This is a genomic window from Pseudomonas sp. TS_SC_3, from assembly GCF_056156225.1.
In genome coordinates this window covers 2,197,311-2,216,784 of the sequence record NZ_CM149586.1, presented here as the reverse complement: position 1 = coordinate 2,216,784, position 19,474 = coordinate 2,197,311, and the positions used below count along the sequence as shown (strand labels likewise).

20 protein-coding genes are annotated in these 19,474 nt (G+C 60.7%); 10 read left to right on the top strand and 10 right to left on the bottom strand.

What is annotated here, in order from left to right:
• Positions 1 to 37 precede the first annotated feature (37 nt).
• Positions 38 to 604 (top strand): nitroreductase family protein, encoded by a 567-nt coding sequence (locus tag AC0J6G_RS10715; protein ID WP_475247575.1) that lies wholly within the window; start codon positions 38 to 40, stop codon positions 602 to 604.
• On the opposite strand, the gene AC0J6G_RS10710 is transcribed toward AC0J6G_RS10715, so the two are convergent.
• From AC0J6G_RS10710 to AC0J6G_RS10690, 5 genes are all read right to left on the bottom strand, one after another.
• Positions 570 to 1,913, bottom strand: coding sequence for a sensor histidine kinase (locus AC0J6G_RS10710; protein WP_475247574.1), 1,344 nt, complete (start codon positions 1,911 to 1,913; stop codon positions 570 to 572). The two genes, AC0J6G_RS10715 and AC0J6G_RS10710, sit on opposite strands and share 35 nt — an antisense overlap.
• A 104-nt stretch (positions 1,914 to 2,017) precedes the next feature.
• Positions 2,018 to 2,434 (bottom strand): LTXXQ domain protein, encoded by a 417-nt coding sequence (locus AC0J6G_RS10705; protein ID WP_475247572.1) that lies wholly within the window; start codon positions 2,432 to 2,434, stop codon positions 2,018 to 2,020.
• Positions 2,435 to 2,564: 130 nt separating this feature from the next.
• Positions 2,565 to 3,242: a response regulator transcription factor gene (locus tag AC0J6G_RS10700; RefSeq protein WP_475247570.1), complete on the bottom strand. Its 678-nt coding sequence runs from the start codon at positions 3,240 to 3,242 to the stop codon at positions 2,565 to 2,567.
• Between the two features lie 3 nt (positions 3,243 to 3,245).
• Positions 3,246 to 3,647 carry an SH3 domain-containing protein gene (locus AC0J6G_RS10695; RefSeq protein ID WP_475247568.1) on the bottom strand — a complete coding sequence of 134 codons (402 nt, stop codon included), beginning with the start codon at positions 3,645 to 3,647 and terminating at the stop codon, positions 3,246 to 3,248.
• Between the two features lie 54 nt (positions 3,648 to 3,701).
• Positions 3,702 to 4,001 (bottom strand): YciI family protein, encoded by a 300-nt coding sequence (locus tag AC0J6G_RS10690; RefSeq protein WP_475247566.1) that lies wholly within the window; start codon positions 3,999 to 4,001, stop codon positions 3,702 to 3,704.
• A 151-nt stretch (positions 4,002 to 4,152) separates the two neighbouring features.
• Between AC0J6G_RS10690 and AC0J6G_RS10685 the strand changes: the two genes are divergently transcribed.
• The 7 genes from AC0J6G_RS10685 (at position 4,153) to rluB (ending at position 10,104) form a co-directional block, all read left to right on the top strand.
• Positions 4,153 to 5,016 (top strand): PHP domain-containing protein, encoded by an 864-nt coding sequence (locus tag AC0J6G_RS10685; protein ID WP_475247564.1) that lies wholly within the window; start codon positions 4,153 to 4,155, stop codon positions 5,014 to 5,016.
• A 13-nt stretch (positions 5,017 to 5,029) separates the two neighbouring features.
• Positions 5,030 to 5,659 carry an L-threonylcarbamoyladenylate synthase gene (locus tag AC0J6G_RS10680; protein ID WP_475247562.1) on the top strand — a complete coding sequence of 210 codons (630 nt, stop codon included), beginning with the start codon at positions 5,030 to 5,032 and terminating at the stop codon, positions 5,657 to 5,659.
• 48 nt (positions 5,660 to 5,707) lie between these two features.
• Positions 5,708 to 6,922: a tryptophan--tRNA ligase gene (locus tag AC0J6G_RS10675; protein WP_475247560.1), complete on the top strand. Its 1,215-nt coding sequence runs from the start codon at positions 5,708 to 5,710 to the stop codon at positions 6,920 to 6,922.
• Between the two features lie 147 nt (positions 6,923 to 7,069).
• Positions 7,070 to 7,768 carry a segregation and condensation protein A gene (locus AC0J6G_RS10670; RefSeq protein WP_475253689.1) on the top strand — a complete coding sequence of 233 codons (699 nt, stop codon included), beginning with the start codon at positions 7,070 to 7,072 and terminating at the stop codon, positions 7,766 to 7,768.
• A gap of 2 nt (positions 7,769 to 7,770) precedes the next feature.
• Positions 7,771 to 8,562 carry an SMC-Scp complex subunit ScpB gene (gene scpB / locus AC0J6G_RS10665; RefSeq protein WP_475247558.1) on the top strand — a complete coding sequence of 264 codons (792 nt, stop codon included), beginning with the start codon at positions 7,771 to 7,773 and terminating at the stop codon, positions 8,560 to 8,562.
• Positions 8,563 to 8,568: 6 nt separating this feature from the next.
• Positions 8,569 to 8,775, top strand: a complete 207-nt coding sequence (locus AC0J6G_RS10660; RefSeq protein ID WP_475247556.1) for a DUF1289 domain-containing protein — start codon at positions 8,569 to 8,571, stop codon at positions 8,773 to 8,775.
• A 132-nt stretch (positions 8,776 to 8,907) separates the two neighbouring features.
• Positions 8,908 to 10,104, top strand: a complete 1,197-nt coding sequence (gene rluB / locus AC0J6G_RS10655; RefSeq protein WP_475247554.1) for a 23S rRNA pseudouridine(2605) synthase RluB — start codon at positions 8,908 to 8,910, stop codon at positions 10,102 to 10,104.
• Positions 10,105 to 10,235: 131 nt separating this feature from the next.
• Here the strand turns inward: rluB and AC0J6G_RS10650 are convergent, their stop codons facing one another.
• From AC0J6G_RS10650 to AC0J6G_RS10630, 5 genes are all read right to left on the bottom strand, one after another.
• Positions 10,236 to 11,162, bottom strand: coding sequence for a GGDEF domain-containing protein (locus AC0J6G_RS10650; protein ID WP_475247552.1), 927 nt, complete (start codon positions 11,160 to 11,162; stop codon positions 10,236 to 10,238).
• Positions 11,163 to 11,501: 339 nt separating this feature from the next.
• Positions 11,502 to 12,242 carry a YciK family oxidoreductase gene (locus AC0J6G_RS10645; protein ID WP_475247550.1) on the bottom strand — a complete coding sequence of 247 codons (741 nt, stop codon included), beginning with the start codon at positions 12,240 to 12,242 and terminating at the stop codon, positions 11,502 to 11,504.
• Between the two features lie 58 nt (positions 12,243 to 12,300).
• Entirely contained in the window at positions 12,301 to 12,972 is a 672-nt protein-coding gene (gene mupP, locus AC0J6G_RS10640) for an N-acetylmuramic acid 6-phosphate phosphatase MupP (RefSeq protein ID WP_475247548.1), read from the bottom strand.
• Between the two features lie 4 nt (positions 12,973 to 12,976).
• Entirely contained in the window at positions 12,977 to 13,675 is a 699-nt protein-coding gene (gene ubiG, locus AC0J6G_RS10635) for a bifunctional 2-polyprenyl-6-hydroxyphenol methylase/3-demethylubiquinol 3-O-methyltransferase UbiG (RefSeq protein ID WP_475247546.1), read from the bottom strand.
• Positions 13,676 to 13,897: 222 nt separating this feature from the next.
• Entirely contained in the window at positions 13,898 to 15,217 is a 1,320-nt protein-coding gene (locus AC0J6G_RS10630) for a TRZ/ATZ family hydrolase (protein ID WP_475247544.1), read from the bottom strand.
• Positions 15,218 to 15,354: 137 nt separating this feature from the next.
• On the opposite strand from AC0J6G_RS10630, the gene mtnA reads away from it, so the two are divergent.
• Together mtnA and gyrA are read left to right on the top strand one after the other, a co-directional pair.
• Positions 15,355 to 16,431, top strand: a complete 1,077-nt coding sequence (gene mtnA / locus AC0J6G_RS10625) for an S-methyl-5-thioribose-1-phosphate isomerase (protein WP_475247542.1) — start codon at positions 15,355 to 15,357, stop codon at positions 16,429 to 16,431.
• 243 nt (positions 16,432 to 16,674) lie between these two features.
• The gene (gene gyrA, locus AC0J6G_RS10620; protein ID WP_475247540.1) at positions 16,675 to 19,443 is read left to right on the top strand and encodes a DNA gyrase subunit A; all 2,769 of its coding nucleotides are present in this window, start codon (positions 16,675 to 16,677) and stop codon (positions 19,441 to 19,443) included.
• The last annotated feature ends 31 nt before the right edge of the window (positions 19,444 to 19,474 follow it).

Sequence of the window (19,474 nt, the reverse complement as noted above, 5' to 3'; positions counted from 1 at the left end):
CTAGAATGGCCGCCTGATTTAATTGCCGAGGTGGCTAATGGACGCTCTTGATGCCCTGCTAAACCGTGTTTCCGCTCCGCGCCTGACTGCGCCGGCTCCCGATGCGGCGCAGCGCGAGCTGTTGTTTCGCGCCGCTCTGCGCGCACCGGATCATGGCCAACTACGGCCCTGGCGTTTTCTCACCGTTGAGGGTGAAGCGCTTACGCAGCTGGGCGAGCTGTTTGCCAGCGCATTACCTGCTGATGCCAGCCCTGAGGCTGTAACCAAAGCCCGCGCCATGCCGCTGCGTGCACCGTTGCTGGTGCTGGTGATTGCCCGCGTGCAGGCCAGCCTGAAAGTGCCGGCGCAAGAGCAAGTGCTGGCTGCGGGCTGCGCGGCCCATGGCATTCTGCTGGCGGCCCATGCCCAGGGTATTGGTGCGGTTTGGCGCACTGGGGAGATGGCCTACAACCCGCAGGTCGCTGCAGGTTTGGGCCTGAGCGCGGAGGAGCAGGTTATTGCTTACCTCTACCTGGGCACCCCGGAGCGCGAATTGCGCGCGGTGCCGCAGGTGCAGGTGAGTGATTTCGTCAGGGCTTGGTCGGCGTCTGATTCGGCACAGTGACTGGCAGGCGCAGGGTGGCAACAAAACCGCCCTGCGCATGGTTACTCAGCTCCAGCTGGCCGCCATGCCGTTCGGCGGCGCGGCGGGCGATGGCCAGGCCAAGGCCGTGGCCGCTGCTGGTCTGGCCAGGGGCGCGGTAGAACGGTTCGCCAAGCCGCGCGAGCAGCTCAGGCGCCACGCCGGGGCCGTGGTCACGCACGCTCAGGCAGAGCTGCTCGGCATTTTTGCTGGCGGTCAATTCGATGGGCTGCCCCGCTGGATTGAAGCGCAGTGCGTTGCGCAGCAGGTTGTCCAGCGCGCGCTGCAGCATGTCCGGCCAGCCATTCAGCTGCAGGCCGCTGTCCAACTGAATCTCGATGGTTTGCTCTGGAGCGTCCAAGCGCGCGTCATCCTGCAATTTGTGCAGTAGCTCCTCCAGATTGATCGGCTGCGCTGCGCCGGGGTCGGCGTCGAGGCGGGCGAGGGCGAGAATTTCACTGATCAGCGCTTCCAGGCGGTCGCATTCCTGGCTTAGGCGTGGCCAGTATTTCTCTCGTTCTTCGGCCTCTGCCCGCTCAGTCAGCGCCAGGGCGATACGCAGGCGCGCCAGCGGTGAGCGCAGTTCGTGGGAAACATCACGCAATAGCTGACGTTGACTGCTGATCAAGCCTTGCACGCGCTCGCCCATGCGGTTGAAGTCAGCGGCCAGGACGCCCAGTTCATCACGCCGTTCGGCCAGCCGCGCCAGGCTGTTCTGTTGATACGCGGTTTGCCCCAGGTCATGCACGGCGCCGCGCAGGCGATTGAGCGGGCGGGTGATAGACAGCGTCAGCCAGAGGCTGAACAGGGTCAGCACCAGCATGGCGATACCCAGTGCGCTCAGCGGCCAGAGCAGGCTGTCGCGCTGCCAGGCGACAACTTCGGGGTTTGGGATGCGGTAGATAAACAGGTAGGTTTCGCCGCTGTGCGGGCTGGTGTAATCGATACTCAGGCGGCGCCAGGGCAGGCGCTTCTCGTTGCGGTGGCGGGCCTCAAAGGCTGCCGCGCGGGGTGGGAAGGTGCCTTTGACCAGGGCTTGGCCGCTGTCGTCAAGCACCTGCACGTCAATGCGGAATTTGCGTTTACGTTGCTCGAGCAGGCTTTGGGCGGCACTGGGGCCTTTCTTTTCGTAGCGCTCCGTCCACTTTTCGGCGAGGTCATCCATGCCAGGGTGCTGGCTGAGCAACCAGGCGTCCTGATTGAGCATGCGCCCAAGCAGCATGGACAGCCCGGCAACCAGGGCGATGGCCAGCCAGAAGCTGGCAAAGATGCGCCAGAACAATGACCGCACGGTGGCTCCTTAGTGGTAATGGCTGCAGTCGTGATGGCTGTAGCTGAAATGCTTGCGCCCATCCGGCTAAAAGCCAGATGGGCGCAAAGGCAACAGTGCCTGGGTTAGTTCGTTTTCGCCTGCTCGGCCTGCCAGGCTTTAAAGGCTTGACGCTCGGCGCGGCGCTCTTCCATTTTCTTCTGGTGCTCATCAAAGGCTTTCTGCTGCTCGGGCTTGAGCAGGGCGCGGATGGCGCTGTGCTGTTTGTCCTTGGCGGCTTTCAGTTCATCCTGCATGGCTTTTTGTTCAGCGGCCGGTAGCTTGTCCAGGTAGCGCTTGGTGATCTCATGGCGGCCTTGCATCTGCTCGCCCATCAGTTTGCGGATTTCGCGGTGTTGCTCTTTGCTCAGGTCGAGTTCTTTGAACATGCGGGAGCCATGTTCACCATGATGGCCGCCGTGGCGCGAGCCGCCTTCTGGCATGGCCATGGCGAGGGTCGGCAGGGTCAGGGCGAGCAGTACGGCGGTAAGTGTTTTGCGCATGGTGTGTTTCCTTGTCTGAAACCGGTAAACACCGGATGAGCCCAGTCTAGGGCGGTCAAGGTCAAGGGCCGTCAGGGCAAGGTAAAGCTTAGGTAAAGAGCGCGGCGCGGCTGGTTTACAGTGCTGGTTCTCAAACGCTGTAGTAGTAGCCGCGACTACGCAGGGCCAAAATGCGCTGGCGGCCGTCGGCGTGCGGGCCGAGCTTTTTGCGCAGGTTACTGACGTGCATATCCAGGCTGCGGTCATACAGGGTCAGTTTGCGGCCGAGGGCCAGCTGCGCCAGTTCCTGTTTGTCCACCGGCTCGCCTGGGTGTTGCAACAGGGCTTCGAGGATACGGCTCTCTGAGAGCGTTAGCGGGACTTCCTGCTCGCCCAGGGTCACGGTGCCGCGGGCCTGGCTGTAATGCAGGTCGCCGAGATCGAGCAGGTTGCTGGGTGTGGCGGGCAGGCTGCGGCGCAATACGGCGCGTAAGCGCGCGGTCAGCTCGCGGGGGTCGCAGGGTTTGGCCAGGTAATCGTCGGCGCCCAGTTCCAGGCCGAGAATCCGGTCCAGCGGTTCGCCACGGGCGGACAGCATCAGCACGGGCAGTTCCGGGTGGTCGCTGCGCAACTGTTTGAGCAATTCCAAGCCGCTGCCGTCAGGCAGCATGACGTCCAGCACCACAGCGTCCGGGCTATGTCTGGCGAGGGTTTGGCGTGCGCTGTTGCCGTCATGGCAGGCGCTAACCTGGAAGCCCTCCTGAGTCAGCCAGCTGGTCAGCAGTTCGCAGAGTTCGACATCGTCGTCGATTAACAGCAGATCGCTCATGGGTTAATTGAGCCACTCGCGGCGTGAGTTGCGACCCTTGCGCAGCAAGGCGCCGATAATCACGCCCAGCAGGCCTGCTCCTGCGCCTGTGGCGAACCACATTTGCTGTTCGCTGATCAGCGGCTGTGGGGCGCTGGCCTGGGCTTTTTTCAGTTGCAGCTTGAGGCGCTGATTTTCTTGGCGCATGCGCTGCAGTTGCACGGTTTCACGCTCGCTGCTGGTGTTCTGCAGCTCAGCGCTGAGGGCTGCGCGCTGTTCTTCGCTGAGTGCCAGGCGCTGTTCCAGTTCATCGATCTGTGCCTGCACCGAGGTGGCTTCTGCCAGTGGCTGCGGCGGGCGCTCTTCGGCCTGGGTGACGGCCGGTAAGCACAGGGTCAAGACTAGAAACAGCGGGCCTGAACGCATCGGAACTCCTATTTTTGTAATTGTTGTGATGGGTTATTCAGCGAAGGGGTGGCTTTAAGGCAAGACCAGCTTGAAGGGTTTTACCAGCACCGAGGCGTAAACCCCGGCTGCGCGGTAAGGGTCGGCGTCAGCCCATTGTTGGGCGGCGCCCAGCGATTCGAATTCTGCGACCACCAAGCTGCCGGAAAAGCCGGCTGGGCCCGGATCATTGCTGTCGATGGCGGGGTGCGGGCCGGCGAGGATCAGGCGGCCCTCGGTTTTCAGCTGCTCCAGGCGTGCGAGGTGAGCCGGGCGCGCATTCAGGCGGTTTTCCAGGGAGTTTTCTACATCGGTAGCAATGATTGCGTAGAGCATCTCAGTCCTTAATTACGTAATGGGCGAGGGGCGCCGCTTGCAGAGAAAAGCAGCCCGCCCAGGCAAAGTCGAGGAAATAGTGGCGCAGGCCAGCAAGAATCCACATCTGCCGGCATAATAACAAACATAAATGACTCGGAAAGCGCGCCTTATGGATGTTGATTTGCATTGCCACAGCACCGCCTCAGACGGCGCCCTTGCGCCGGCTGTGGTGGTGGCGCGGGCGTTTGAGCGCGGTGTGCGTGTGCTGGCGCTGACCGATCACGATACTCTTGATGGCCTTGATGAAGCCGGTGCTGCCGCGCAAGCGTTGGGCATGCAGCTGGTCAATGGCATTGAATTGTCCTGCCTGTGGGGCGGCGCGACGATTCATGTGCTCGGGTATGCCTTCAACCGTGATGCGCCTGCCTTATTGCAGGCCATCGCTGAGTTGCATGAGGGGCGCTGGTTGCGCGCTGCCGAAATCAGTAAGCGCCTGGATGCCAAGGGCATGCCGGGCGCGCTGGATGGCGCGCGGGCGATTCAACAGGAATTAGGTGATAGCGGTAACGCGCCAGCGCGCCCGCATTTTGCCGACTTTCTGGTGCGCGGTGGGTATGTCAAAGACCGCGCTGAAGCGTTTCGCAAGTGGTTGGGCTCGGGTAAGTTGGGCGATGTTAAACAGCATTGGCCCGAGCTGGCCCAGACTGTTGACACCCTGCGCCGCGCTGGCGCCTGGGTAAGCCTGGCGCATCCCTGGCAGTACGACTTTACTCGCAGTAAGCGGCGCAAATTGATCGCCGATTTTGTCGCGGCCGGCGGCCATTCGCTGGAGGTGGTCAACGGTATGCAGCCCGCCGATCAAGTTGGTAGTCTGGCGATTCTGGCGCGGGAGTTCGGCATGTTTGTAACTGCGGGCAGTGATTTTCATGCGCCAGGCCAGTGGTCTGAGCTGGGGGTTTACCGCCCGGTTCCCGAGGATCTACCGCCCTTGTGGGCACGGTTTCATCATGTCCAACAACCCAGCGCAACCTGATCAGGAACCCAGCGTGAGCCAATTCTTCCAGATTCATCCGGAAAACCCGCAAGCGCGCCTGGTCAAGCAGGCTGCGGAGATTATCCGCAACGGCGGGGTTGTGGTTTACCCAACCGACTCTTCCTATGCAGTCGGTTGTCATATCGGCGACAAAAGCGCGATAGAGCGCATCCGCCGCCTGCGCCAGCTGGATGACAAGCACAACTTCACCCTGGTGTGCCGCGACCTGTCGCAGCTCAGCACCTTTGCCAAGGTCGATACTGCGGCTTTCCGTCTGCTCAAAAGCCATACGCCCGGGCCTTACACCTTTATCCTCAACGCCACCCGTGAAGTGCCGCGCATGCTGCTGCATGCCAAGCGCCGCACCATTGGTCTGCGGGTGCCCAGTCATCCGATTGCCATGGCTTTGCTGGCCGAATTGGACGAGCCGCTGATGAGCGTCAGCCTGATTATGCCGGGCGAAACGCTGCCCATGAGCGACCCTTACGAGATGCGCCAAGTCCTTGAGCGTCAGGTTGATTTGATCATCGATGGCGGTTTTGGCGGCCTTGAGGCCTCCACGGTGGTCAGCCTGCTTGATGATGAACCTGAGGTGTTTCGGGTGGGCTGTGGTGATCCGTCACCTTTTACGGATGATCTTTGAGCCTGGCTCGATATAATCGGGTTCCTTCGATTATTCAGGTAATCCGTTTTGAGTCTTGTTGACGCCGAACGCCGCGTGCTGTCAGGCATGCGCCCCAGTGGGCTGTTACACCTGGGGCATTACCAGGGCGTATTAAAGAACTGGGTGAAGCTGCAGCACACCTATGAATGCTTCTTCTGCATCGTTGACCTGCACGCGCTGACCACTGAATACGACGATGTCGGTTCACTGTCTCAGCGGGTGATGGACATGGCTGTGGACTGGTTGGCGGCTGGCGTCAGCCCCAGTTCGGCGACTTTATTCATTCAATCGCAAGTTCCTGAGCACGCCGAGCTGCACCTGCTGTTGTCGATGATTTGCCCGCTCAGCTGGCTGGAGCGTGTGCCGTCCTACAAAGAACAACAGGAACAGCTGCACGGTAAAGACCTCAGCACCTTCGGCTTTCTCGGTTACCCCTTACTGCAGGCCGCAGATATTTTGCTGTACCGCGCCGGTGTGGTGCCGGTCGGCAGCGATCAGCTGGCGCATATTGAATTTGCCCGTGATGTGGCGCGGCGCTTCAACCATTTGTATGGCCGTGAGCCGGGCTTTGAGGAAAAAGCCGAGGCGGCAATCATCAAACTCGGCAAGAAGACCGCCAAGCTCTACAACAACCTGCGCAAGGCTTACCAAGAGCAGGGCGATGGCGAGGCGCTAGAAACCGCGCGTGCGCTACTCAAAGACCAACAAACCATCACCCTCGGTGATAAAGAGCGCCTCTACGGTTATCTGGAAGGCGGCGGCAAGATTCTGCTGATCGAACCGCAGGCCCTGCTGGGTGAGTCGCCCAAGTTGCTGGGGCTTGATGGCAGCAAGATGTCTAAATCCAATAACAATGCGATTTTCCTGCGTGACAGCGGCCCGGCGATTGAAGAAAAAATCCGTCGTATGCCCACCGACCCTGCGCGGGTGCACCGCGATGACCCCGGCAATCCAGCTAACTGCCCGGTGTGGTCGCTGCATCAGCTGTATTCCAACGAGCGGACCTGCGAGTGGGTGCAGCAAGGCTGCCGCAGTGCGGGTATCGGTTGCCTGGAGTGTAAGGGCCCACTGATTGAGGCGGTTCAACTCGAATTACAGCCGCTACAGGCGCGCGCCGCGGACTATCAGGACAGTCCCGACCTCGTTCGGCAAATTCTGGCCGATGGTGCTGAAAAGGCGCGTTCCGAAGCGCGGGAAACCCTCAGCGAAGTGCGTCTGGCCCTTGGCTTGAATTACCGCTGACCCCATTCGAGAACAGCCATGTCCAGCGTGTCGCCCGACGAACACCCCGATAGCCAGGCCAATGCCCAGCAAGAGCTGCCATTTGCCCTGGTCTATGGCCAGGCGGTCACCGAAATGCCGCTGGACTTGTACATCCCGCCGGATGCCCTGGAGGTGTTTCTCGAAGCCTTTGAAGGCCCGCTGGACCTGCTGCTGTATTTGATCCGCAAACAAAACATCGACGTGTTGGACATCCCGGTGGCGGAAATCACCCGCCAGTACATGGGCTACGTCGAGTTGATGCAGTCGGTGCGCCTGGAATTGGCGGCCGAGTACTTGGTAATGGCAGCCATGCTTGCCGAGATCAAGTCGCGCATGCTGCTGCCGCGTTCCAGTGAGATAGAAGCGGAGGAAGACGACCCGCGCGCCGAGTTGATCCGCCGCTTGCAGGAATACGAGCGCTATAAGGCCGCCGCTGAAGGCATTGATGGCCTAAGCCGGGTAGGACGTGACCTTACGGTGCCGCGCCTGGATGCCCCCGAAGCGCGTGCGCGCAAGCTGCTGCCCGATGTCAGCCTGGAAGAAGTGCTGCTGTCGATGGCCGAAGTGCTGCGCCGCGCCGATATGTTTGAGAGCCACCAGGTTACCCGCGAGGCGCTGTCGACTCGCGAGCGCATGAGTGAGGTGCTCGAGCGACTCAAAGGTGGTGAATTTGTGCCGTTCGTCAGCCTGTTTAGCGCCGATGAAGGCAAGTTGGGTGTGGTGGTGACTTTTATGGCCGTGCTGGAATTGATCAAGGAGTCATTGGTCGAGCTGGTGCAGAACGAGGCTTTCGGGCCCATCCATGTGCGTGCGCGGGCTGAATAAGCATGAATCTTAACGAACCGCGTGAGCTGGCCAGCCTGCTTGAAGCCTTTCTGCTGGCCTCCGGTAAGCCGCAATCACTGGAGCGTCTGTACGAACTCTTCGAAGAGGCCGAGCGGCCCGGGCCGACAGTGTTCAAGAAAGCTCTGGTACACCTGGCTAAGTCCTGCGAGGGGCGGGCTTTTGAGTTGGTTGAGGTCGCTTCCGGCTACCGTTTGCAAGTGCGTGAAAAATACGCGCCGTGGGTCGGTCGGTTGTGGGAGGAGCGCCCGCAGCGTTACTCGCGCGCCATGCTGGAAACCCTGGCGCTGATTGCCTACCGTCAGCCGATTACCCGTGGCGAGATCGAGGATGTGCGTGGTGTGGCGGTCAACAGTCACATCGTCAAAACCCTGTTGGAGCGCGAGTGGATTCGCGTGGTGGGTCACCGCGATGTACCGGGTAAACCGGCCATGTTCGCCACCACCAAGGCGTTTCTCGACCATTTCAACCTTAAAAGTCTTGACCAATTACCGCCTCTGGCAGCCCTGCGCGAGCTTGAGCCGGAGCCTGTGCTGGCCTTTGAAGATGATCTAGAGGCGCCGCAAAGCTTGCAGGCCCGTGCTGACCTGGCCCTGGCTGACGAGCCAGCGGCGGAAGCGGGCGAAGAAACCAGCTTCAGCAGCCTGCTGGCTGAGCTCGACTCGATGGAGCAGGGGCTTAAGACTGACTTCGATGATTTACCCGAACAGGATGATGAGCTTGATGATGCCGATGACGCTCACCAAATCCTGGATAAAGAGCGGCTGCCTGACTAATGCGCAGTGTGCGCCTACGAGGGGGTTAGCGCGGTGAAAGATCCCTGCATCAAACTGTGCAAGTTCGAGCGCGACGTTTGTCTTGGCTGTGGGCGCAGTAAAGCGGAGATTAAGGGCTGGAAGAAGCTCAGTAAGGCTTCCCGGCGCCTCGTTTTGGCCGAAGCAGACATGCGCTTGCTGAGTTTGGCGACCATCGGTCAGCGCAAACGCTGACCGCCGCCGATCAGGCTGCTTGCCTCAGCCCGTGCGTCCGCGCCGCGTTTCGCGTATGCTCCGCGGCCCTTCGACGAATAGGCTTCGCCTTGATCGTCCTAATCACCAGAGAAAACACCGGGAGGTGCCCAGATGAGTGAAACCGAAGAATACACCCCAGCAGGCGAAAAACTGCAGAAAGTCATGGCGCGTATGGGCCTGGCTTCACGCCGTGAAATCGAATCGTGGATCAGTGCCGGTCGCGTCAAGGTCAATGGTGCAGTCGCCAGCCTAGGCGTGCGTGTTGACCTGCACGACGCAATTGCCGTCGATGGCAAGGTGATCCGCCGCGAAGAAGCCGCCGAAAGCGTGCGCCGCGTGATTATCTATAACAAGCCCGAAGGTGAGATCTGCACCCGCGACGACCCGGAAGGCCGTCCAACCGTGTTTGACCGTCTGCCACGCCCGAAAGATGGCCGCTGGATCAACATCGGTCGTCTCGACATCAACACCACCGGTTTGCTGATGTTCACCACTGACGGTGAGCTGGCCAACCGTCTGATGCACCCGTCCTTCCAGATGGACCGCGAGTACGCCGTGCGCGTGCGGGGCGAAGTTGACGAAGAGATGATCGAACGCCTGAAAGCCGGCGTGATGCTCGAAGACGGCCCGGCCAAGTTTACAGACATTAAGGAAGCGCCCGGCGGCGAAGGCTTCAACCACTGGTACCACTGCGTGGTGATGGAAGGCCGTAACCGCGAAGTGCGTCGTTTGTGGGAATCTCAGGGGTTGGTGGTGAGCCGTCTGAAGCGCGTGCGTTTCGGTCCGGTATTTATCACCTCGGACCTGACCATGGGCCGCTGGCGCGAAATGAGCCAGCGCGAAGTGGATATCCTCAGCGAGGAAGTCGGCCTTAAGTCGGTGGCCTTGCCGGATATGAAGGAAAAAGCCCGCGACAAGATTGACCGCCTGCAGCGCAAGTCGGCCAAGCCGGTGGGTCGCGCCGCACGTCCCGAGCGGACGTTGCGTCCCGCTCACGGTGGCGGCCCGGCAGCGGGTAGCGATCAGGGGCGTTCGCGTCCGGCCCGTGGCGAAGGTGCTGAGCGTGGCGAGCGTCCTGTGCGCACCCCGCGTGCACCGCGCGATGACCAAAGCAAAGGTACACCGGTTGCTGAGCGTCCACGTGATGTCAACAACAAGCGTCCGGCCAAGCCGGGTGCACAACGCCCAGGCGTTGGTTTGACGGATCGTCCGGCGCGCAAGCCCGCCGGTGCGCCGGCCAAGCGTCGCAGCCAGCCGAGTCGCGAAGGTCAGCGCCCAGGCTTTGGTCGTGGCCCTAAGCCGGAGTAATCCATTGCGGTGGGTATAAAAAAAGGCGACCCTCGGGTCGCCTTTTTTGGTCCTGCCTTCCATGGCGGCTACCTTGTAGGTCGTCGCTGCGCGACGTTAACAATTTCGCTCGGCGATTTTTTCTGGGTGTTTTACCCGGCCATCGACAGACGATTGCGCCCGTCGCGCTTGGAGACGTACAGCGCGTTGTCGGCGCGGCGCAGCAGGCTTTCCATCGACTCACCCGGCAGCAGGCTGGCGCAACCGAGGCTCACCGACAGTTCGATGGCGCGGTTCTCGACCAGGTACTGAATCCCCAGAACCGCCATGCGCAGGCGTTCGCCAATCATCGATGCGGCTTCACGGCTGGTGCCGGAGAGCAGCACCATGAATTCTTCGCCGCCATAGCGGAACACCATATCGACATTGCGCAGGCTGTCTTTTAATGCGCTGGCGACGGCTTTGAGTGCTTCATCGCCCGTGATGTGACCGTGGTTGTCGTTAACACGTTTGAAGTGATCGATATCCACCATCAGTATCGATAAGGGCTGCAGGGTCCGTCGCGCAATGTCTATCTCGCGCTTGAGCGCCTGCTCCATGGCAATGCGGTTGCCGGTATCGGTCAGGGGGTCGCGCAAGGCTGTTTGCAACGCAGCGCGGTACAGCAGTGCGTTACGCAGCGGAAACAGCAGGCTGGCGAGCAACGATTCAAGTTGGCCAAGCTCTTCCTCGCTAAAACGCTGGTTGCGGCGGAAGGTCAGCTCGCCGAGGTACTCGCCTTCATGATTCAGGCGGTAGCCAGCCGAGTGATTGCCGCGCTCGCCTAAATCCAGGCGCAGGTCGCAGGAGGCCAGCTGATAGCTCAGTGCGCCGAGTGGAACCAGGCGCTGCACTTCGCTGAAAAACAATTCCAGGATGCGTTCTGCTTCCAGTGAGGTTTGCAGGCGCAGGCTTAATTGCTGGCGCAGTTGCGCCAGGCTGACCGGCTTCAGGGTTTTCTGAATGCGGCTGGCATAGCCAAGACGCTGCAACTTGGCAGCGTCAAAATCAATGGTGTTGGACTGGTTGTGCGGGGCCATGAAGCTCTACCTCTAGCGCTATTCGCGACGACTAGTGGGGATAGAGCGAATTTCGTGCCAATTTTATTTTTTAATAAAAAGTGCTTTATTTTCATGGGCTTGCTGGCCAGTTAAGCGGCGTAGCGGCAAGCTTTTGCCGGTTAACTGGCGGGCCTGCTGGCAATTGGCTGCCAGTCAAATCCGCTGCCGCCGGGAAACCGGCGCAACCCTTTAAGGGCTGCTGAAGGCCTTGCAAGCCAGAGGCCTGTAAGGCGCTACGTGAGTCGCAGCCAGCGGCTGGTCAAACGGTGTGGAAGCGGATTTTTAACCCCGCAGCATCGATGTGCAGCAGGCCGTGATTCACTGCGCGTCAAATGCCTGGCCGTTAACGCCCGTGCTGTCTGGCCCCATTAAGTACAGGTAAACCGGCATGATGGCCTCTGGCAGCGGGTTGTTCTGCGGGTTTTCCCCTGGGTAGGCCTGGGCGCGCATATCAGTGCGGGTGGCACCTGGGTTGACGCTGTTGGCGCGTACGCTGGCAATGCCGTCGGTCTCGTCGGCGAGCACCTGCATCAGGCCTTCAGTGGCGAATTTGGACACCGCATAGGCGCCCCAGTAGGCGCGGCCTTTGCGGCCGACGCTGCTGGAGGTGAACACCACCGAGGCATCCGCCGAAAGCTTGAGCAGCGGCAGTAGGGTGCTGGTGAGCATAAACATGGCGTTGACGTTGACCTGCATCACGCGCATGAAATTGTCGCCGGACAGCTGCTCCAGTGGCGTGCGCGGGCCGATGATCGAGGCGTTGTGCAGCAGGCCGTCGAGTTTGCCGAACTCGGCTTCGATCATTGCCGCCAGTTCGTCGTACTGATGCGGCAGAGCGGTTTCCAGGTTGAAGGGAATAACTGCGGCCTGCGGGTGGCCAGCGGCTTCGATGGCGTCATACACGCGGCTGAGGTTCTCTTCGGTTTTACCCAGCAGCAATACGGTTGCGCCGTGGGCGGCAAAAGTTTTGGCAGCGGTTGCGCCGATGCCACGGCCGGCACCGGTCACCAGAATCACGCGGCCTTTGAGTAAGTCGGGGCGAGCGGAATAGTCAAACATGGGTAAGCCTCATCTCTTTAAAAGCGGGCGGCGTCTGTGCGCGCCCGACGGGCAGTCTTCAGCAGCCGCACAGTGCCCGTTCGAGCACCGTGCGCAGCTCCGATGGATGGTCCACCACCACATCGGCGCCCCAGTTGCGTGGGTTGTCCTGTGGGTGAATATAGCCGTACGTGACGGCGGCCGTTTTGCAGCCGGCGGCGCGACCGGCTTCGATATCGCGCTCGTCATCACCAATAAACAGCGTGGCGGCAGGGGGTACACCGATTTTTTCGCAGGCCAGCAGGATCATTTCCGGATCCGGCTTGCTGCGGCTGACATGATCCGGGCAAACCAGTACCGCTGACCGTTGCGCCAGGCCGAGTTGCTGCATGATCGGCTCGGCGTAACGCACCGGCTTGTTGGTGGCTACGCCCCAGATCAGCTTGGCCTGCTCGATATCGCGGAGCAGTTCATGCATGCCGTCAAATGGCCGTGTGAGCACCGCGCAGTGGTGTTGATAGCGCTCAAGAAATTCCAGGCGCAGGGCTTCAAATTCGGCGGCCTCGGGGTCCATGGCAAAGTTGGCGGCGACCATGGCGCGCGCACCGCCGGACACCTGATCACGGATCAGCTTGTCGCTAATCGGCGGCAGACCGCGCTCACTGCGCATGGCTTGGCAGATGGCGATAAAGTCCGGCGCGCTGTCGAGCAGGGTGCCGTCCATGTCAAATAGAACTGCTCGTAAACGCATGCGCTTACTCCTCGCGCAGGGTTTGGATCATGTAGTTGACGTCGACATCGGCTTCCAGCTTGTAGCGTTTGCTTAGCGGGTTGTAGGTCAGGCCGATGATGTCCTTGACCTCAAAGCCTGCCTCGCGGCTCCAGGCGCCCAGTTCGGACGGGCGGATAAATTTCTTGAAGTCATGGGTGCCGCGCGGCAGCAGGCGCAGTAGGTATTCCGCGCCAATAATGGCGAACAGGTACGCCTTAGGATTGCGGTTGATGGTGGAGAAGAACACCTGACCGCCAGGCTTAACCATGCGGTAGCAAGCGCTGATCACCGACGCGGGGTCGGGCACGTGCTCAAGCATTTCCAAGCAGGTGACTACATCGAACTGCTCGGGCATCTCGATGGCCAGCGCTTCTGCGGTGATCTGCCGGTATTCGACGTTTACCCCCGACTCCAGCTGGTGCAGCTGAGCCACGGCTAGTGGCGCTTCACCCATGTCGATGCCGGTGACGCTTGCGCCGCGTTGCGCCATGGACTCACTGAGGATGCCGCCCCCGCAGCCGACGTCGAGTACCTTTTTACCGGCCAAGCCGACGCGTTCGTCGATCCAGTTAACGCGTAGCGGATTGATGTCATGCAGTGGCTTGAATTCGCTTTCGCGGTCCCACCAGCGGTGGGCGAGCGCTTCGAATTTGGCGATTTCGGCGTGGTCTACGTTGCTCATATTAATCCCTACGAATCAGGCTGCGACGAGAGTGGGAGCGCAAGATGCTCATGGTGCCAGTTTCGCCGGGTGGAGTGGACGCCCGTTGGACGACCAATGTATGTCAGTTTGTCGCACTGGTGGGTGTTGCTCTGTGTTGCTGGGGGGAGCTTTAGTCGCGAGGGCAAATAAGGTCCCACATTTTCGCGGCTAAAGCCCCTCCTACAAGCCCTCAGGGTGATGCTAGCGCTGGGCGATTTTCGCCCCCCAGGCGCGGGCATTGGCGATGATCCGTTGTTCGTCCAGACGCGTCAGTTGTCCGTCGTCGAGCAGGTGCTTACCGCCAACCCAGAGGTGTTCGACGCAGGCACGCCCTCCGGCATAAAGCAGCTGCGAAACCGGGTCATAGACCGGCTGCTGGGCCAGGCCGGAAAGGTTGAATGCGACGATATCCGCCGCCTTGCCCGGTTCTAGCGAGCCGATTTGCTCATCCAGGCCGAGGGCGCGGGCGCCGTTCAGCGTAGCCATGCGCAGTGCGCGGTGGGCATCCAGGGCGGTGGCTGAACCTGCAACCGCTTTAGCCAGCAAGGCAGCGGTGCGGGTTTCGCCGAGCAGGTCGAGATCGTTGTTGCTCGCCGCGCCATCGGTGCCGATGGCGACGTTGACGCCGGCCTGCCAGAGTTTTTCCACCGGGCAGAAGCCGCTGGCCAGTTTCAGGTTGGATTCCGGGCAGTGAATCACGCTGCTGTTGCTCTCCACCAGCAGGGCCAGGTCGTCATCATTAATCTGGGTCATGTGCACGGCCTGAAAGCGCGGGCCAAGCAGGCCCAGGCGCGCCAACCGGGCCATTGGTCGCTCGCCGCGCTGCTCCAGGCTTTGCTGCACTTCGAAGGCCGTTTCGTGCACATGCATATGAATGCCGGCGTCCAGCTCTTCGGACAGCATGCGGATATTTTCCAGCTTGTCGTCGCTCACCGTATAAGGTGCGTGGGGGCCAAAGGCGACGCTCAAGCGCGGGTGGTGCTTGAGGTCGTCGAACAGATTCAGGCCTTTGCGCAGGGACTCGTCAGCGTCGCGCGCGCCGGGGATGGGGAAATCCAGCACGGGAATAGTGATTTGCGCACGGATGCCGCTGCTGTGCACCAGTTGGCTGGCGGTTTCCGGGAAGAAATACATGTCGGAGAAGCAGGTGATGCCGCCTTTGAGCTGTTCGGCGATGGCCAGTTCAGTGCCGTCCTGGACAAACTGCTCGTTGACCCACTTCGCCTCGGCCGGCCAGATGTGCTGCTCCAGCCAAGTCATTAGCGGTAAGTCATCCGCCAAGCCGCGAAATAAAGTCATGGCGGCATGCCCGTGAGCATTCACCAGGCCTGGCGTGAGCAGTCGGCCTGGCAGTTCACGCACCTCTAAAGCAGCATGCTTGAGCGCCTCAGTGCGTGGCGCGATTAGCGCGATACGGCCGTCACGGATGCCCAGGCCGTGCTCTTTTAACACCACGCCAGCAGGTTCGACCGGGACCAGCCAGGTGGGCAGGAGCAATAGGTCGAGTGGGGCTTGGGGCATGGGGGCGCTTCCGACAGTCATTGAGGCGGCAAGTTTATAGGGGAAAGCCCTAAGCTTGAAGCTGCACGCGGCTGATCTGGCGCGATAGACGGGGTGCTGTGCGTATAATGGTCGGCTTTTTGCGGCGGAGGTGTGAGATGCGCGAGCAATTGCTAGCGGCAGAGAAAGTCAGGGCCATTGAGTGGCGTGACGGCGCTCTGCACCTGCTGGATCAGCGCGCGTTGCCCTTTAAGGAGACTTGGTTGCGCTATGACGCTGCGGCGGATGTGGCGCAGGCAATTCGTACGATGGTCGTGCGGGGTGCGCCCGCGATCGGCATCACCGCAGCCTATGCGATTGTTCTGGCTGCGCGTGCGCGCTTGCTGGCAGGTGAGGCGTGGCGCGTGGCCATTAGTGCGGATTTTGACCTGCTGGCCGCCTCGCGGCCGACGGCAGTCAATCTGTTCTGGGCGCTCCAGTGCATGCGTGAGCGTCTGGATCGGCTTAAGGATGACGAGGATGTGCTGGCGCAGCTTGAGCGTGTGGCCATCGGCATTCATCAGAGCGACCGCGAAGCCAACCTGACCATGGCTCAGCTGGGTGTTGACCTGATTCGTCGGCATCAGGGTCATCAGCAAAACCTGCTGACCCACTGCAACGCTGGCGTCCTGGCCACTGGCGGTTTCGGTACAGCGCTGGGCGTTATTCGCGCGGCCTTTCACGACGGCTTGCTGGAGCGGGTGTATGCCGATGAGACCCGGCCTTGGCTGCAGGGCTCACGCCTGACTGCCTGGGAGTTGGCGCAAGACGGCATTCCGGTCACGGTCAATGTCGACTCGGCGGCCGCGCACGTGATGAAAACCCGTGGCATCACCTGGGTCATCGTTGGGGCGGATCGCATCGCCGCCAATGGCGATGTGGCCAACAAAATCGGCACCTACCAGCTGGCGGTGAATGCCATGCACCATGGCGTGCGCTTTATGGTGGTCGCGCCCAGTTCGACCATTGATATGGCCACCGAGCATGGTGACGACATCGTGCTGGAAGAGCGCGACGCCGCTGAGCTGTTGGAATTAGGCGGTCAGCGCATTGCCGATGGCATTGAGGCGCTCAATCCGGTGTTCGATGTGACCCCAGCCGACCTGATTGACTTTATCGTCACCGAGAAGGGGGTCGTGGATCGCCCCGATGCGGAAAAAATCGCGCAACTGATGTGCCGTAAGCGCCTGCACTGAGTTTTCTGCGGGTGCGCGCACCTAGTCGGTCGGCAGGCGCTGGGGATAGGTGCGCTGCGGTGATTGTGGTAAGCTCCGGCGGTTTTCGAGGGTGCTCGTTATGGCCCTCTTACCTGCGCAGATACATGGCATAACTTATTGATTTGTCGTGAGTCGTTATGAGCCGCAAGGCACAGCGACAGACTCTGCCTCGTTCAGGACGAACGGCGCGGAGTTTCACCAGAAAAAGGAACAAGGCTACTCATGGGCGAACTGGCCAAAGAAATCCTCCCGGTCAATATTGAAGACGAACTCAAGCAGTCTTACCTCGACTACGCGATGAGCGTAATTGTCGGGCGCGCACTGCCGGATGCACGCGATGGCTTGAAGCCCGTGCACCGCCGTGTACTGTTTGCCATGAGTGAGTTGGGCAACGACTGGAACAAGGCATACAAGAAGTCCGCCCGTGTGGTCGGTGACGTCATCGGTAAGTACCATCCGCACGGTGATACCGCGGTGTACGACACCATCGTACGGATGGCGCAGCCATTCTCGCTGCGTTACCTGCTGGTGGACGGTCAGGGCAACTTTGGTTCGGTGGACGGCGATAACGCAGCCGCCATGCGTTACACCGAAGTGCGCATGACCAAGCTGGCCCATGAGTTGCTGGCTGACCTGCACAAAGAAACCGTGGACTGGGTGCCGAACTACGACGGCACTGAAATGATCCCGGCGGTTATGCCGACTAAAGTGCCTAACCTGCTGGTCAATGGTTCCAGCGGTATCGCCGTGGGCATGGCCACTAATATCCCGCCGCACAACCTCACGGAAGTGATCAACGGCTGCCTGGCCTTGATCGACAACGGCGAGCTGACCGTTGATGAGTTGATGCAGTACATCCCCGGTCCGGACTTCCCGACGGCGGCGATCATCAACGGTCGCGCCGGCATCATCGAGGCTTACCGCACTGGCCGTGGCCGCATCTACATGCGTGCCCGCGCCATCATTGAAGACATCGACAAGGTCGGCGGTCGCCAGCAGATCATCGTCAGCGAGCTGCCGTATCAGCTGAACAAGGCGCGCTTGATCGAGAAGATCGCCGAGCTGGTTAAAGAGAAGAAACTCGAAGGCATCACCGAGCTGCGCGATGAGTCCGACAAAGACGGCATGCGCATCGTCATCGAACTGCGCCGCGGTGAAGTGCCGGAAGTGGTGCTTAACAACCTCTACGCTCAGACCCAGATGCAGTGCGTGTTTGGTATCAACGTGGTGGCCCTGATTGATGGCCAGCCGAAGATCCTTAACCTCAAGGACATGCTCGAAGCCTTTATCCTGCACCGCCGTGAAGTGGTCACTCGCCGCACGGTGTTTGAGCTGCGCAAGGCCCGTGAGCGTGGCCATATCCTTGAAGGCCAGGCGGTTGCGCTGTCCAACATTGACCCGGTTATCGCGTTGATCAAGGCCTCGCCAACCCCGGCTGAAGCCAAGCTGGCGCTGATTGCCACGCCGTGGGAATCCAGTGCAGTGGAAACCATGGTCGAACGCGCCGGTGCTGATACCTGTCGCCCGGATGACCTCGACCCGCAGTACGGTCTGCGCGACGGTAAGTACTTCCTCTCGCCAGAGCAGGCTCAGGCCATCCTCGAGCTGCGTCTGCACCGTCTGACCGGCCTTGAGCATGAAAAGCTGCTGGCTGAATACCAGGAAATCCTCACCCAGATCGGTGAGCTGATCCGCATCCTCACCAGCTCTGTGCGCTTGATGGAAGTGATTCGTGAAGAACTCGAAGCGATCAAAGCTGAGTTCGGTGATGCGCGTCGTACCGAAATTCTCGATAACCGCCTCGACCTGAGCCTGGCCGATCTGATCACTGAAGAAGAGCGTGTGGTCACCATCTCTCACAGTGGTTATGCCAAGAGCCAGCCGCTGCATGCCTACCAGGCGCAGCGTCGCGGCGGCAAAGGTAAGTCGGCCACTGGCGTGAAGGATGAGGACTACATCGAGCATCTGCTGGTTGCCAACAGTCACGCCACGCTGTTGTTGTTCTCCAGCAAGGGCAAGGTGTACTGGCTGAAAACCTACGAAATTCCAGAAGCCTCGCGCGCTGCCCGTGGTCGTCCGCTGGTCAACCTGTTGCCGCTGGGCGAAGGCGAGCGTATTACCGCCATGCTGCAGGTCGATCTGGAAGCACTGCGTCGGCAGGCGCCAGAAGGCGACGAGCAAGACGATATCGAAGGCGTCGTGGTTGAGGCCGAAGAAGTCGAAGAACTGGCCGAAGGCGATGACGCCGACGACGACACCCCGGATGAGCCGACCGGTGCCTACATCTTTATGGCCACGGCCAAAGGCACCGTGAAGAAAACGCCGCTGGTGCAGTTCAGCCGTCCGCGCAGCTCGGGTTTGATCGCCCTCAAGCTGGACGAAGATGACACCCTGATCTCCGCCGCCGTGACTGACGGCGCCCGTGAAGTGATGATGTTCTCGGACGGCGGCAAGGTGATTCGCTTCAAAGAAAGCAAGGTGCGCACCATGGGTCGTACCGCTCGCGGTGTGCGTGGCATGCGTCTGCCGGAAGGGCAGGAGGTTATCTCCATGCTGATTCCTGAGGCCGATGCGCAGATTCTCACCGCCTCCGAGCGTGGCTACGGCAAGCGCACGGCGATGGCCGAGTTCCCACGTCGCGGCCGTGGCGGTCAGGGCGTAATTGCCATGGTCAGCAACGAGCGTAACGGCAAGCTGGTGGGCGCTGTGCAGGTGCTGGAAAGTGAGGAAATCATGCTGATTTCCGACCAAGGCACCCTGGTACGTACCCGCGTCAGCGAAATTTCCAGCCTTGGCCGTAACACCCAGGGCGTGACCTTGATCAAGCTGGCCAAGGATGAAACCTTGGTGGGGCTTGAGCGTGTGCAGGAGCCTTCGGCTGAAGATGACGACGAGCTACTGGAAGGTGAAGAGGCTGTTGACGTGATTGTCGATGAAACCCTCGAATCCGCCGACGGCGTTGCCGAAGAAGGTTCGGCTGTCGAGGAGTGATCTGTCGGGGCGAGTGCGCTCGCCCCTAACA